Source organism: Scytonema sp. UIC 10036 (assembly GCF_009725235.1).
Genome location: NZ_WJFC01000176.1, coordinates 1 through 13,355, shown reverse-complemented (window position 1 = coordinate 13,355; position 13,355 = coordinate 1). Strand labels below are relative to the sequence as shown.

The following is a 13,355-nucleotide window of genomic DNA, read 5'->3' as shown; positions in this document are numbered from 1 at the left end:
TGCCGTCTGTAAATCGAGCAACTTGCCCCCTGTCAAAGAAAGCGTCAAACAAAGTACAATTGTATTTTTAAACTTCTTCCTGAATGCTGTTGAGTTGGTTGATAGCGTAGTAAGCGATCGCCATACTCACTTTTGCTTTTTCAATTTCTGAGAGATTCATCCATTCTCGGTTGCCTACCATATCCATCACGGAATTTTCTGTTTGAGTTTCGCCGCTTCTCATTGCAAATGCTAGGGGACGTGCCATCACAAATAAGTCATCTGCACCCCATTGAGGTAATACACTTTGAACGCACTCTACAAGTTGATCCCCAATGGATTGTTGTGAATTGAATATCTCGGTTGCTTTTTGGGCAATACTCTTGAGCCAGTCTTGAGGTATACGATTTGCAAAAGTTGCTTGTAAATTTTGTTGCAGAGCAGACAGAACAGCAGATTTTGTATTATGCTTGTAGTGTTCTGAATTAAATAAGCCAGACCAAAGTGTATCTATTTTGTTATAAAAAGATTTTGAACGCATTGCGAGTTCTTCGTTGAGGACATCTTCCATTTGGAATTGTTGCTCTAATTGAAAATAGTAGTCATCAGATTGTTCGTCACAGGGGTTCCAAGGATATGCAGCATCGTCATCTTCTAAAAGTGTTTGTAGGAGTTCCAATTCTACTTGAGAGGTTTTGAAAGTGTTAGATCCGTTGATATTGTTAACCATTTGTCGCCTTCCTTGTTGTTTTGTTGTGGTAATGACAGCTACAGCTGCCTCAGTCTGATTTCCGCAAAAGAATTAGATTTCCCCAAAAAATGAATTTTTTTCTGGCAAATGATGTTGTGTTGAGAATGCGTACTTCAGTTCAAATTTAAGCATTGTCTACAATAAATTCCCAAGGTTGACTTTTCGTACTTCCGAACTTTAACTGCATTCCAGATTGTAAAGGAACTTCCTGACGGTGGATTTGTTGCCAACCATTGGCGCGTAAAATCCAGGTTGTACCGTAAGTGGATAAATCTTGCAGGTAATATGTCCGTACTGGGGTAGCACCTGTAAATGTATTGCGGCTCAAAATTTCGGCATGCCGTTTGGAAACCGAAGGTTCTGGTATGACAATATCATTTTCTGTAGTGCGACCAATACGAGTCACTCCCGGTCGAAGTGACCAAGTTTTTCCTCCCGGAGAAAGCGATCGCAACGAAGCATTGGGAAGCATAGAAGCTATACCGGGGATCGAGGTTTCTGGGAGTTCTGTGATACTTTCGTCAAAACTTCTAATCAGGTCGCCATTGTAATCCGGATGTAGGTAAAGTACTGGTAATGTCCAAGCGGGTTGATTGAATTTATAAACGGCCAGCAGTTGTTGTCTTGCTTCTGCAACCGCTTCATCAATGGGTTTTCGCGCTCGCAGTGCATGGGCAAATGCCTGAATAAAGGTGTGACTTTCACGATCTGCTATTTCATCCCGCATTGCCAAAACAGCTGGTACACCTTGACGTATCAGTACTTCCGACAAACTGCTGTAAGGAATGGCTTGGTGATTGCTTTGGGCAGGTTGCGCTCCCCAACAGGAATTAAACACTGCTAATTTTACTCCTGTACGGTTGAGAACCTGTGCCAGTTCCATACCATTGAGAGTTAAATCTGGTTTTCGTCGTAAAAAGAGCAATCCTCCATCGGGTTCGGGCAACCCGTGTCCTGCATAGAACAAGATATTGTATGCTTTCGTTTCTAGTTGTTGAATCAACTCTTGTGGAGTGGGTTGCAGGAGGGTTGTCACCATACAAGGCGCATAGCCACTGTAATGACTACCGATGAGAGAACCGTTAGAGAGTGTTTGTTCTAGAATGGCTGCTTCTTTTTCCAATTCTAGCTTTTCATCTTGACCTAAAACCAACAATATGTTAAGGGCTTGGTCGGCTCGTAAATACGGTAGAGATTCAACTTGACTGGTGGTACGACTAAAGACTATCTGTTGGGAAAGTGAAATGGCTGATTGACCTGCTTCACGCTGCATGATTTCCCAAGGTAAAGCAATCAAATCCGGGTCGCGAATTTCCAACCGGACTCGCAGCCGCGTGTGTTGACCTGCTGCCAAACCACGGCTGTGTTCAAAGCTATTGAGAATAGCTCCATCAAACACCCAACTCCACAAGCTAATGCCCAAGAATTGCATCAGACGACTGGTGTAACTGGTACTGTGACCGATAGACGGTGTCATCCCATCAAGGGGGAGTGGAGTTTTTGGTGGAGGTGTTGTTCCTGGGGAAATATCCAAGCGACTATGACCGGAAAACATCGCCTGCCACTCTTGCCATGCTTGGGAGAGAAGAGGAGGCCACAGACAGTCACGCAAAACATAGCCACTGGGGTTGGGAGCATTCACCACCCAAATGGCAAAACTGTCGGTGCCGGTACTAAGGCGGGCGATCGCCAGGTTTAAAGATGGCATGGATTCGTTTATCTTCGTTAATCTAAACAGGTCGAGTCCAATAAGTTCAAATAACAATTTTAAAAGGCAATTTATGAATGCCTTTCAAGTTTTTTATCTAAAGTTATTACCCTTATTTTTCAGGCTTCTACCAGTTTATCGATTTTTTGACTCAGCGCTACCGTTCTGATGAATTCTTCGCACCTGCCGATGGTTTTGGTTGAGTAGAAGCCGTTGGTACAGGAGCATTCGTTTCACCCGATAAATCTCCTTCTGGGGAGGATTTTGGTTTGGATGACTCAGCGCTACATTCTTTCTTTTGAGTTTGTGTAGCTGAGTTAAAGTTTAACTTTTTGTGTTGGGAGGCTTCAATTTTGACTCTTTGCTCTTTCACAACTTGGCTGTTGGGACGCCCTGATGGGGAATTCGGCACTACATCGCTAGAACCTGGTGTGGATAAAGAAGTTGACCCATCTTGTGTTTTGCCAACAGCGCAAACTTTAAAATAAATCCAAGACAAACCTCTATCTGTTGGATTGTCATCTGTTACCGATTGTGGCGGAATTTGTTGCAAAATACTGCTTGCGGGGACAATAACATTACTCTCTGACGATGTAATTGTCTTGAAAGATTCTTGACGATCGGTCACAATAACGGGAGCCTCGTTACTAATGGGGCTGTTGGAATTGTCAGGGGAAGATGGGATGCCACCAAGATTGGGGATGTTTACTTTTCCCGCTAGAAGAGACAACCAATCTTGCTGCAATGTCAGTAATCCCACTAACACTGCTACTGACAGTAGTATTGGAAGAACTATCAGATGTGGCGAAATGTTAAACGTTGGATGCCGTTCGGCAGTCGCTACTTCAGTTTTTTGATTGCGATCGCCCTCTTGTGGCAATACAGTTGGGCGATTGTTGACTCCTATTGTGGAAAGATCCACCTTTGTCGGTTTAATAACTGATTGCGGCTCTGAGTACTGAACTTGACAGTGGACTAAAGCGATCGTGACATTATCGTGTCCATTTTGATTGTTGGCGATTTCCACTAATTTTTCTGTAGCACTGACTATATCCAAATTCCTATCTAAAATTGGTAAAATATCCGTTTCCCAGTACTGTTCTACACGGTCAAAATCGCTCAATCCATCCGAACACAATAAAAAGACGCTATCTTCATCAATGATAAACCGTTGGGAAGTTGGATGTAGCGAACTGCTAGCACTCATGCCTAAAGCTTGTACCAATGAGCCTGATGCTCCCTGTTGCACGGCGTCCCGGTATGTGGCATAGCCCAGGCGCACTTCTCGCGAAGCAACATCATCATCTAGGGTTACCTGGTAGCAACCGGCTCGCGTAATCCAATAAGCGCGGCTGTCACCTACGTGAGCGATGTACATTTCGTGAGCAACAGGCAATGCCATCACAAGGGTTGTACCCATGCGTTGACGCCCCTGTCGGTGTTCGCTGTCATTCCGTTGGCTAATTCTGTCGTTGGCGACTGCTGCTGCTCGTTCTAAATCCTCTAACAAGCTTGCGGGGCTGATGCGATCCGGAGGAATGTTTACCAAATCGTGCAGCTGCTGGTAGATTGTTTCAATTGCCAAATTTGATGCTACACTACCTCCCTCGTGTCCGCCAATCCCATCACAAACGATCGCTATTGTTGTTTGTTGTGGTGGTTTGCTGACAACAGTTCCACTTGGCGGGTAGCAGGAATCTTCGTTTCGCGGGCGATTCGGTCCGATGTCGCTTTTCGTAGCAATTTTGATTGTAGGTTTTTGCCACTTGCCTACTTCTGCTAGCCCTCTGTCTAAAACGGCAACGAGTTGCTCTCCCGATCTAATCTCTTGGGCTATTAAAGAACGGCATACTTCCTTGACAAATTCCGCGATCGCTGGTTTTGCCTTGTGGCATAATTGCTCCTGCCAAAATTCCCCCAATGCTGCCAAACTCGGAGTCTGTTGGTCATAGCGCAGTTCTAGCAATCGCACCAACGGACCTTCTGCTCTCATAACTTCTCTTGTCAGTAGACTTGAAGCCACGCCCTCACTTGCTAATGGTTGCCATAAATGAGCTATTTGCCACAACCAATTCAGTTGGCGCATTGATGTTGCCGCTTGCCAAGCCGTGGTTAGCTCACTTTCTAATTGGACATCCAAGACTGATGTCTCTTTGACACACAGTGGAGGTTTTTCTAGCAGTAATATTTCTCTGGTTACCGTTCCTTCTATTTGTAATACTCCATACACTTGCGGTACATACAATCGGTGAGGAAATAACCTTAAGTATGGTTTTATTGCTGGCACACTTTCTACATCTGGTGTTTGAGGCGGTAAACCAGGCTTGGTGTCTAAAAGAACAGATTTGCTGATGACTAAATAGCGATCGGCTAATAACTCTTTTGGCTGACCCACGCTTGCACCATTTGCTACTGCCCAAAGATAGCGCTTGGGCAGTAGTGTACAGCATTTTTGGCAGAACTTTGATGTCAGGGAGTTTGGAGTCTGACAGGATTCATTTGGGCAGAGCATTGCCGCATCATTTTCCATAGTCTAAGGCACCGATCGGCTCTATTGGCATTTTCTCAACAGCATATACTTAGCGGTACTTCTTACCACTCTTGATATATCCCATTTTGGATCGTGATTTTAAATTGTGGACAAAACTAGGGTGCAAAGTGTTCTGAAAAATTTCCCCAATTATGGGAATAGGTACCCTGTCTGCATGACTGTATGCAACAATATGAACTGAGTTTACTTGCATAACCCCTGTTGTCTGAGGCATAAAGTTAATTTTGACACCTCTTTATTAATGATTGTAAGTTGAAAAACATAAAGATATTAAGCTATTGTTACCAGATTATCAAAACCTTAGCATTTTTGTGGTAAGTGATCTTAATGAAAGTTTATCTAAATTTCCTTCAGCAAATGGCACCAATTCAATAAGCTTCATCAAAAATTAACAAGAGCGTCACTCAAGCCCGATTAAAATGAACTCTGTGTTGTCAATCTGTTTGAGATGCCGACCCCTGGTGTCAGCATAGTTATTGTCATTCACAACCAACAATGTTCTATTATCTACAGGCAGCACAGTCTCTATAGTTACAAAGGGAAACGCAAATACACCGTTGACAGTGTCTTGACCGCCGATTCCTTTAGGGTCTCGAATTTTTAATAAATCTACCAATAACTCTTTCTCTACAAAACCTTCTTTGTTCATCTTCGCAATATTGATTTTGTATAGGCGTTTGAACTTAGCTGGCATTTTAAATTCTGGTTTGTTGGGGTCTCCTTGGGTGTTATCCCGTTCTATCACAATAAACTCCAAATCGTTTATAGCTGTTAGCTCTCCGATGGCGTGACTGGAATCTTCCATAAGATAGGGAAAAATTTTCCCGGTATACTGTTTGCTAGCTGGATCGAATTCATATATTAACAAACGTTTTTTTTGCGGCTCTTGCACTAGTGCCCCTTCTAGCATCGCATAAAGTTTTGTACCGCTATTATTTAGTGCCAAACCTTCAAACCCTCTAGAACCGGGAAGGGTAGCAGTTACTACTTGTGCTTTATCATCTAGTAAATTAGTAAAATCGGGATGGTCTGGAGATTTAACAAAATTTAACTTATTATTTTTGAAAAACATTGGCAAAGGAATCGGTGAATCTAAGAGTTCTCCATCTTTTCCCGCGTGTAGCAAAAACGGACCGAACTCATCCCCAATCCAGTAAGTGCCATCGTTAATTTGACGAAAAGATTCAATATCAAAATCTCCCCCAGTCAGCAAGCGATTATCTTTAATAACCTTGCTGACTGAGTTTTTACTATTTGGGTAAAAAGTTAAATCGGCAACAATAGGAAAATTAACTTTTCTGTTTCTGTCATTTAGTTCTATAAAACTCTGACGATTAAAGCTTTGAAGTCTTTCACCAGTTTGTACATTTACGGGAAAAACTTTACCTGTAGTGAAATCGGGTTCTACTGCGTAAATACGCAACACGTAGTCAGGGGAATTTGCTTTTGCTCCAAAACCGTTATCTGAAATGACCAAATATGTACCTTTTTTGGCAGAGGCGATCGCAGCAGAAAAACCCTGCACTGGTTGTGCATTGATAAAAGGAGTCGTGCGGTTGGTTTTCTTAAACAAACCCGTAGTTGGTCCGGGAGCAAAAGTATCAGCACTTAAAATAGCACGCCCGAGAAGTTCAGATGCATTCACAGAAGTGTTGAGCAAAACAAGAAATATCCATGCAGACTGCAAAACTGACAGGAGCAAAAATGAAGAGAATTTTGGGATTGGAATAGAGGATAGGGGGTAGGGGGTAGGGGATGGAGGAGAGGGGGTAGGGACAAGGGAGTGGGATAGGGGGTAGGGAAATACAGGGGTAAGGGGTAGGGGGGCTGAGACAAGGGAGATAGACCATAATCATCCTAACCCCTAACCCTCATCCCTCATCCTACCTCTACTTCCTATCCCCTACCCCTATCCCTACCCTATCCCCTATTCCCTACTTACAGTCCGTTGCTTCTTTCTGGTCGTCTGTAGCAACTTGAGGAAGCCCCATGCGTTAGTTAACAACACGTCCGGTGAGACTGTAGCTGATTTCGCCTTTGTGCAAAAGACCTCGCACAAAATGTTCCAAATCCGAACCAATGCGACGTAGGTTATAGTCTGTCAGATCTGCACCACTATATGTTTCCACCAATTCATCAAATTTCCGATACACTCTTTGGAGAGCATCTTCATTCCAATTAAATTCATTGTCTGGGTCAACATCTAGGGTTAAAACCTGACTGCTGGGAACTAGTTCTCCATCCGGATCTATCTCAGCAGCAAAAATCCTGATATGCCGAGTTGTGGACTTGACTAGCATTGGATTGTCCATGGATCTGTTCAGTGATGAATTGGGTGATCTCGCTCCCACTCATTTTAAACTAGGATTTGAGGAGAACTTAGAATTGCTGAACGCAAAACTTGGCAATAGCTCCCACGTTATATTCTGAGGATTGGCTGTTTTCGGCTCGCCTGGAACCACAAAGGAGTTGTACTGGTCAAGGCAGTTGTTTTGTCATCTCACGCAAAGGAGTAGTACTTTTTTACTGGTTATCTCAAGTTTAACTACCCACCACGATCGGACTCCATAGGCTGGGAAAGAACTGGGGTTAAATATTTAACTGGAATAATTCGATCTGTGTCAATATTCTTCCTTGGGAAATAAATTTTTCCCCAACTGGTTTGTTCCTTTATGCCTCTTGTTTTTGTCAAATGAAAAAATGTACCTTTAGTTATTTCTACGGAAATCTGTCACAGCAATGTCTGGCTTTCATTTGATAGAAAATAATCAGCGAATTTACTTACGTAGTACCACCAGTCATTCAGTAAAAAGTCAAACTGTTATTGACGTTTAGATAAAGTTGATGTAAAAACCTTTAAAAAGATAGAACCACTTCTTACAGAAACTTTATTGTATAGAATCATAAAAACTGAATAATAGTTTATGGTCTCCTTGAACCATAGCTAGGGCAGAAACCAAAAAACCAGACAAAAAAGTCAAGCCGGAAAATACACAGGAGAGAAAAATGCAAGACAAAGTTTGTTGAAACACAAAAACTGTTAATTCAAACACTTTGGATGTCGAAAAAATTATAAAGAACACTTGCTTGCTTTTAAGCACTCTTCAACCAAATAACCAACTAGCGAAGGACTCCTAAAATCTATGAACTCCAAAGCATTACCACGCCAAGTCAATAGCATCGACGTAGGTGTTTATGAGTGTGAAATACATCTTAAATTTAGGTTGATTGAGGAAAAAAGTCTTTTAGGCGATCGCGATCAGCTTTTACAAGTACTGCTAGATGCTTTAACAGAAGGTTCTGACGACTTCTTAGAAACGTTACAAGCTTCTGTGAAGGCGCAAGAAGTCTCCGAGTTAAAAGCCTCTCCACAAATGAGACGCCAGCTTATGCGTTTACGCAATGCGGCTGACGTCACTCAGTAGTCAAAGACATCCTATGTCGCGGCTAAATCCAATTTTTGGGTGTAGAAAGGTAAATTTTTTTAAGTTTGCCCCTAAGCCTACCTGTTCTCTCAACGACTCGGCTTACTTTATTTGCCCTAACCAACCTTAGTACTAGAGCTAGTATATACCTTCACCCTTAGCATTACGGAAACCAGTGGGTGCCTACTTGGACTTGATATAGCAGTTATCCGCACCTTTTAGCGGAATTATGTTTCTAATAATTTAAATTTCAGGGTAATCATTTCTACCACAAACAGTAACCAGTGGCCACTGGTTACTGGTTACTGGTTACCAGTCACTGTTACTTTGCCAAACCGTGTTCTAAAGCAAAACGAACCAACTCTGTGCGACTGTTAGTCCCAGTCTTACTAAACAAACGGCTAACATACTTTTCTACATTTCTGACACTAGTATCCAAGCGTCGGGCAATTTCTTTATTCATTAACCCCTCAGCAACTAGGTTGAGAACACTTTGTTCCCTGGGAGTTAAGTCAATAGCAAAAGGTGCTGGCGATTGAGCAATTGCGTTTTTTTGAGTCAACAAAGCTTTAATTTGAGCAATTTGATTAGCCAGTTCTGTAATATTGGGTGCTTCGCCGTCTTCAGTGAGTGCAGGAGTGCGAGAGGAACGACGTTCCAGTAAATTCTCTACAATAGCCACTAGTTCGTCAGGATCGAAAGGTTTTGGCAGATAGGCATCAACACCCGCTTGGTAACCTTGAATGCGGTCAGTTGTCATTCCCTTTGCAGTTAGAAATATCACGGGAAGTGACCGAAAACGAGGGTCATCCCGCAGTTGCTTGAGGAATTGGTAGCCATCCACCTGAGGCATCATGATGTCTGAAATAACCAGATCTGGTAGATTTTGTTGCACTAACTCCCAGCCCTCTCGGGCGTTACTGGCAACCTGAACGCTGAAACCACTCTCTTGCAAATAATCTTTCACTGCTTCACGCAATCCCGGCTCATCATCTACCAGTAACAATTGTCCTGCCATCTACGGTATCCTTAGCGCTACTTTTCTCCAATTTAGCGAAATTTAATGACAATAAGCTACTAGAGAAAGGAGGAGATATACCAAAAACGGTTTAGAAGATGACTTTCCAATTGCCAAGCATTCGTAGGGGCGCAAGGCAATGCGCCCCTACATAGGCGGTGAAACCATTTTGAAAAAGAACAGTTGTTAGCCGTTCGCAGTATAAAGAAGATGAAGGGAATAACGAGCAATCTCTTTTTTTGACTTTTAAGCTTGAGTATGTTATGGAATTTTTATAATTAACAGAAAATTAGGTATATTTATTTACTGTATGTGCGATTCTTAAAAGCTGAGTTCCAATAATAACTCCGCATAAAAGTAAATTTTATAAAAAATTAACAAAGGCGTAGGGTAGGCATCGCCAAGTGGACAGATACTCAACTCTCGTTCCCAGCTTCTAGCTAGGAACGAGAAACAGACTTGGTCACTGCTTACTGTCAAGCCACTCAATGGTTTTGGCGTTTTCTGGTAACCGAGCATCTCTTTGTCCTCGAGCACGTGCTTTAGCCGTAAATAACCCAATAGGAGTGCCTAATATATCCACAAGGCTAGCTTTACCTACAAAAGCTTTTATGGTGTCTCTTGGCAGTTCCTTGAATACCCAACGTCCTATACGGTAGAAGTATTCTGAGGACTGCATATCTCTCATTAACTCCACACCGTGCAGTTCGTGTAAATAGCGATTTGAACGCCCGTAGCGTCGCCATTGACTTTCCAGTTCTTTCAATGTTCTGCGGTGACGGTGTTTCACAATTGCTTCGGGTGCAAATTCCAAACGACCTATGCTTTGTTGTACAATGCGCCAACAAATATCAGCATCTCCACCAGTCGTTAGATAAGGACGAAACAAACCTATTTTTTCAAAAGCTTCCCGTCGAATTGCCAAGTTCGCAGTTTGACCGTAGGGACAAAAGGGATGAGCAAGGGTGTGTTTCTGAGATAATGTGTCTTGTCGATCTGCGTGTTGTTCTAATAATGTTGTTCCGTGTAGCGCCACAATTTCACCTGCCACAATCGCTACATCTGGATTCACAAAGGGTGCAATAAGTGACTCCAACCACCCCGGTTGCGGACGACAGTCAGCATCAGTAAAAGCTAGTATTTCACCAGTCGCAGCGCGAATACCAGCGTTACGAGCAGCGTAAGAACTTTGAATTTTGGTTTCGCTTAAAGGGCGAATTGTAATTGGACTATTTTCAGCAGCAGATTGTAGTAGAGTAGTCGTGCGATCGCGACTGTTGTTATCTACCAATAAATACTCTACTTTCTCCCTCGGGTAAGTTTGATCTACTAAATTAGGTATTAATTCTGGTAAATCCGCTTCCCCGTTATAAATAGGTACAATTACTGAGATTTTTGGCAAGAACATAAATGGCTAATGGCTAATGGCTAATGGCTAATGGCTAATGGCTAATGGCTCTTCTACAATTAGCTATTAACCATTACTCAACAAGTAGGTAGGGCTATGCCGCACAATAGCGAGTGGTGGGCTGTCTTCCCTACCTACTAATGGAAGACGGGCTAATGGCTCTTCTACAATTAGCTATTAGCTATTAGCCATTAGCTCTTCGACTGTAAAGGTTGTTTTGCTGGTATCGGCAGGGCAAGGCTGTTATTGGATAGAATGGAGAGTGCTCGTGCATAATGAGGGTCATTCTGAGTTCCCAGCAAATCGGGATTTGCTGCTAACTGACGCTGCTGTGCTTCTGTTAAGTCTAATTTAATATCTGGGGCAATTCCCTTGTGATTAATATCTGTTCCTTTAGGAGTATAATAATGAGCTATGGTGACAGCGACACCAGAACCATCTGTAAGTTCGTGAACTGACTGTACTAGAGCTTTTCCAAAAGTTTGACTGCCAACAACCACTGCTCGGTTATTATCTTTTAGAGCTCCTGTGAGAATTTCGCTAGCACTGGCTGAATTGTTATCTACCAATATCACTAAGGGGCGATTTGTCATAGCAGTGTGATTTGCCTTAGTTTCCTCACTACCGCCCTTACGGTCTACAGTCTTAACAATTGCTCCATTATCGAGCCACATTCGAGCAATTTCAATACTAGCTTGTAACAAACCACCAGGATTGCTGCGTAAATCCAACACAAAGCCATCAACGTTTTGAGCATTCAAATTGCGGATAGCCCGCCGCATTTGGCTTGAAGCGTGAGCACTGAACTCCCGCAACCGAATGTAGCCAATACGCCGCTTACCTTCTTGCTTTAAGGTATAACGTACTGTTGGCACTTCAATAGTTGCTCGTGTTAGCTTTACATCAAAGGCGGGTTGTCCTTCACGTCCCAAGCGCAAAGTTATCATAGTGCCAGATTTGCCACGAATGAGTTTAGAGGCATCTTCCACTTTCATTTGTTGTGTGGGTTTGCCATCAATGGCTAAGATCTGGTCTCCGGCTTTGACACCTGCTTTGAGTGCAGGAGAATTTTCAATAGCTTCTACAACAGTAAGCTGCTTAGTTTTTTCATTAAATTCCATCCGGATACCAATTCCAGAAACTTCTCCAGAGGTTTGGCTCGTCAGAGCTTCGTACTGTCTGGGGTCCATAAAGCGAGTGTAAGGATCGCCCAATTTTTCCAAAGCTTGGCGAATTGCTATATAAGCTTCATCACGGGAGGTATAATCTTTACCTAGCAAACTCTGGCGAATGGCTAACCAATCCTGTTTGTTAAACGAAGAATCGACATATTCACGATTCACCAGTTGCCAGACTTCATCAACTATTGCTTTCGGGCTATCTTGAAGTGCAGCACGCACCGAATGACACCAAACCGAACCAAATACAGAGAGAGAGGCAGTTGAAGCTATAGCTCCACCAATTAGGGCTACTTGGAGCGGCGAGTGGCGTTTTGCAGATTGATTCATGTATATTAGCTGGAATAATTGTGTTGTTGACAGTGTAGCAATCAGGTTTTTTAGAGACTATAGATTTTTTTGTTTGTGTAAACCTTCTTCATTAATTTTCCTTGATGTTTCTTTAAGAATATTGGGTCACCTTGCAACCAGTTCCTATAACATAGCTCGCGTTTTCCGCGAGTCTAATGCTATACTGTTGCACTTTTACGGGTGCTATTTCGCGAGCATTATGACTATTAAGATAACATTTAGCTAATTAGATCGGTGTAGAAGAATTCACCTAAAAAGGGTGGTATCAGGTCTTTAATGAAACGCAAAGTAACAAACAGTAGATTCAACCCAAAGACAATACTGTCCGGTAAAAAGTGGCAATTTTTACAGAGACTAGTTTTTGGACTGTGCCTTATACTAGCCACCTTGCTGGTTTTTAACACTATAACCCTAATTTCTGCATCCTCCAAGCCAGTAGATGCCTTTTTTGTACTTGGTGGAAGTATAAGACGAGAAATTTATGTTGCCAAATTAGCAAAAAAATACCCACAAATCCCGGTTCTTATCTCTCGCGGTTCCCAAGATCCCTGTATTTGGTTAATTTTTCAGCAGGAAGCAGCAGACCAAATTCAAAACGTTTGGTTGGAAAAATGTGCAGATTCTACTTTTGGGAATTTTTACTATGGTATTCCAATTTTACGTCATTGGAAAGTACATAAAGTAAAAATGATTACATCACCGACACATTTACCAAGAGCTAAATGGATGGCACAGATTTTCTTTGGTGCTCAAGGTATTTGGGTAGAAACAGAAGTTGTTCAAGAGCAAGGTGTCCCTGGCAATCAGGAATCTTGGGTGAAAACAGGATTGGATATAACGCGCAGCTTATTGTGGGCAGGCTTAAGCCCCATCATTCAACCCCAATGTTTCTCCGTCACACAACTAGCAGAGGTGAAGATGGATGTTTGGCAACGGCAGGGTTTTAAGTGCGAACGTCAGGGGAATTTAGGGGGTAGGGGGTAGGG

At 42.6% G+C, this 13,355-nt stretch carries 10 protein-coding genes; 2 read left to right on the top strand and 8 right to left on the bottom strand.

The genetic code is table 11. The annotated features are described in order from the left end of the window. Positions 1-67: 67 nt before the first annotated feature. The 5 genes from F7734_RS47015 to F7734_RS46995 form a co-directional block, all read right to left on the bottom strand. A complete protein-coding gene (locus F7734_RS47015) occupies positions 68-709 on the bottom strand; it encodes a hypothetical protein (protein ID WP_155751202.1) in 642 nt (213 codons plus the stop codon). Positions 710-854: 145 nt separating this feature from the next. Next, positions 855-2,438, bottom strand: coding sequence for a CHAT domain-containing protein (locus F7734_RS47010; protein WP_155751201.1), 1,584 nt, complete (start codon positions 2,436-2,438; stop codon positions 855-857). Positions 2,439-2,595: 157 nt separating this feature from the next. Next, complete coding sequence (locus F7734_RS47005) at positions 2,596-4,968, bottom strand: protein phosphatase 2C domain-containing protein (protein ID WP_166482591.1); 2,373 nt, start codon at positions 4,966-4,968, stop codon at positions 2,596-2,598. A 421-nt stretch (positions 4,969-5,389) separates the two neighbouring features. Next, on the bottom strand, positions 5,390-6,649 hold the full coding sequence (locus F7734_RS47000; protein ID WP_243147454.1) for an esterase-like activity of phytase family protein: 1,260 nt from the start codon (positions 6,647-6,649) through the stop codon (positions 5,390-5,392). 334 nt (positions 6,650-6,983) lie between these two features. Then, complete coding sequence (locus F7734_RS46995) at positions 6,984-7,301, bottom strand: NAD(P)H-quinone oxidoreductase subunit M (protein WP_155751199.1); 318 nt, start codon at positions 7,299-7,301, stop codon at positions 6,984-6,986. Positions 7,302-8,132: 831 nt separating this feature from the next. Between F7734_RS46995 and F7734_RS46990 the strand changes: the two genes are divergently transcribed. Continuing rightward, positions 8,133-8,414: an Npun_R1517 family heterocyst differentiation transcriptional regulator gene (locus F7734_RS46990; protein WP_017747998.1), complete on the top strand. Its 282-nt coding sequence runs from the start codon at positions 8,133-8,135 to the stop codon at positions 8,412-8,414. Positions 8,415-8,736: 322 nt separating this feature from the next. On the opposite strand, the gene F7734_RS46985 is transcribed toward F7734_RS46990, so the two are convergent. The 3 genes from F7734_RS46985 to ctpB all read right to left on the bottom strand — a co-directional run bounded on the left by F7734_RS46985 (position 8,737) and on the right by ctpB (position 12,348). After that, positions 8,737-9,432, bottom strand: a complete 696-nt coding sequence (locus tag F7734_RS46985) for a response regulator transcription factor (protein ID WP_155751198.1) — start codon at positions 9,430-9,432, stop codon at positions 8,737-8,739. A gap of 463 nt (positions 9,433-9,895) precedes the next feature. Continuing rightward, complete coding sequence (locus F7734_RS46980; protein WP_155751197.1) at positions 9,896-10,840, bottom strand: glycosyltransferase; 945 nt, start codon at positions 10,838-10,840, stop codon at positions 9,896-9,898. Positions 10,841-11,031: 191 nt separating this feature from the next. Beyond that, entirely contained in the window at positions 11,032-12,348 is a 1,317-nt protein-coding gene (gene ctpB / locus F7734_RS46975) for a carboxyl-terminal processing protease CtpB (RefSeq protein WP_155751196.1), read from the bottom strand. Positions 12,349-12,645: 297 nt separating this feature from the next. On the opposite strand from ctpB, the gene F7734_RS46970 reads away from it, so the two are divergent. Next, complete coding sequence (locus F7734_RS46970) at positions 12,646-13,353, top strand: ElyC/SanA/YdcF family protein (protein WP_155751195.1); 708 nt, start codon at positions 12,646-12,648, stop codon at positions 13,351-13,353. Positions 13,354-13,355 lie beyond the last annotated feature (2 nt).

Bases quoted from the DNA above. Each gene is read 5' to 3' on its own strand.
- F7734_RS47015 (WP_155751202.1), bottom strand. From the start codon at position 709: ATGGTTAACAATATCAACGGATCTAACACTTTCAAAACCTCTCAAGTA.
- F7734_RS46970 (WP_155751195.1), top strand. From the start codon at position 12,646: ATGAAACGCAAAGTAACAAACAGTAGATTCAACCCAAAGACAATACTG.
- F7734_RS46990 (WP_017747998.1), top strand. From the start codon at position 8,133: ATGAACTCCAAAGCATTACCACGCCAAGTCAATAGCATCGACGTAGGT.
- F7734_RS47005 (WP_166482591.1), bottom strand. From the start codon at position 4,968: ATGGAAAATGATGCGGCAATGCTCTGCCCAAATGAATCCTGTCAGACT.
- F7734_RS46985 (WP_155751198.1), bottom strand. From the start codon at position 9,432: ATGGCAGGACAATTGTTACTGGTAGATGATGAGCCGGGATTGCGTGAA.
- F7734_RS47010 (WP_155751201.1), bottom strand. From the start codon at position 2,438: ATGCCATCTTTAAACCTGGCGATCGCCCGCCTTAGTACCGGCACCGAC.
- F7734_RS46980 (WP_155751197.1), bottom strand. From the start codon at position 10,840: ATGTTCTTGCCAAAAATCTCAGTAATTGTACCTATTTATAACGGGGAA.
- ctpB (WP_155751196.1), bottom strand. From the start codon at position 12,348: ATGAATCAATCTGCAAAACGCCACTCGCCGCTCCAAGTAGCCCTAATT.
- F7734_RS46995 (WP_155751199.1), bottom strand. From the start codon at position 7,301: ATGGACAATCCAATGCTAGTCAAGTCCACAACTCGGCATATCAGGATT.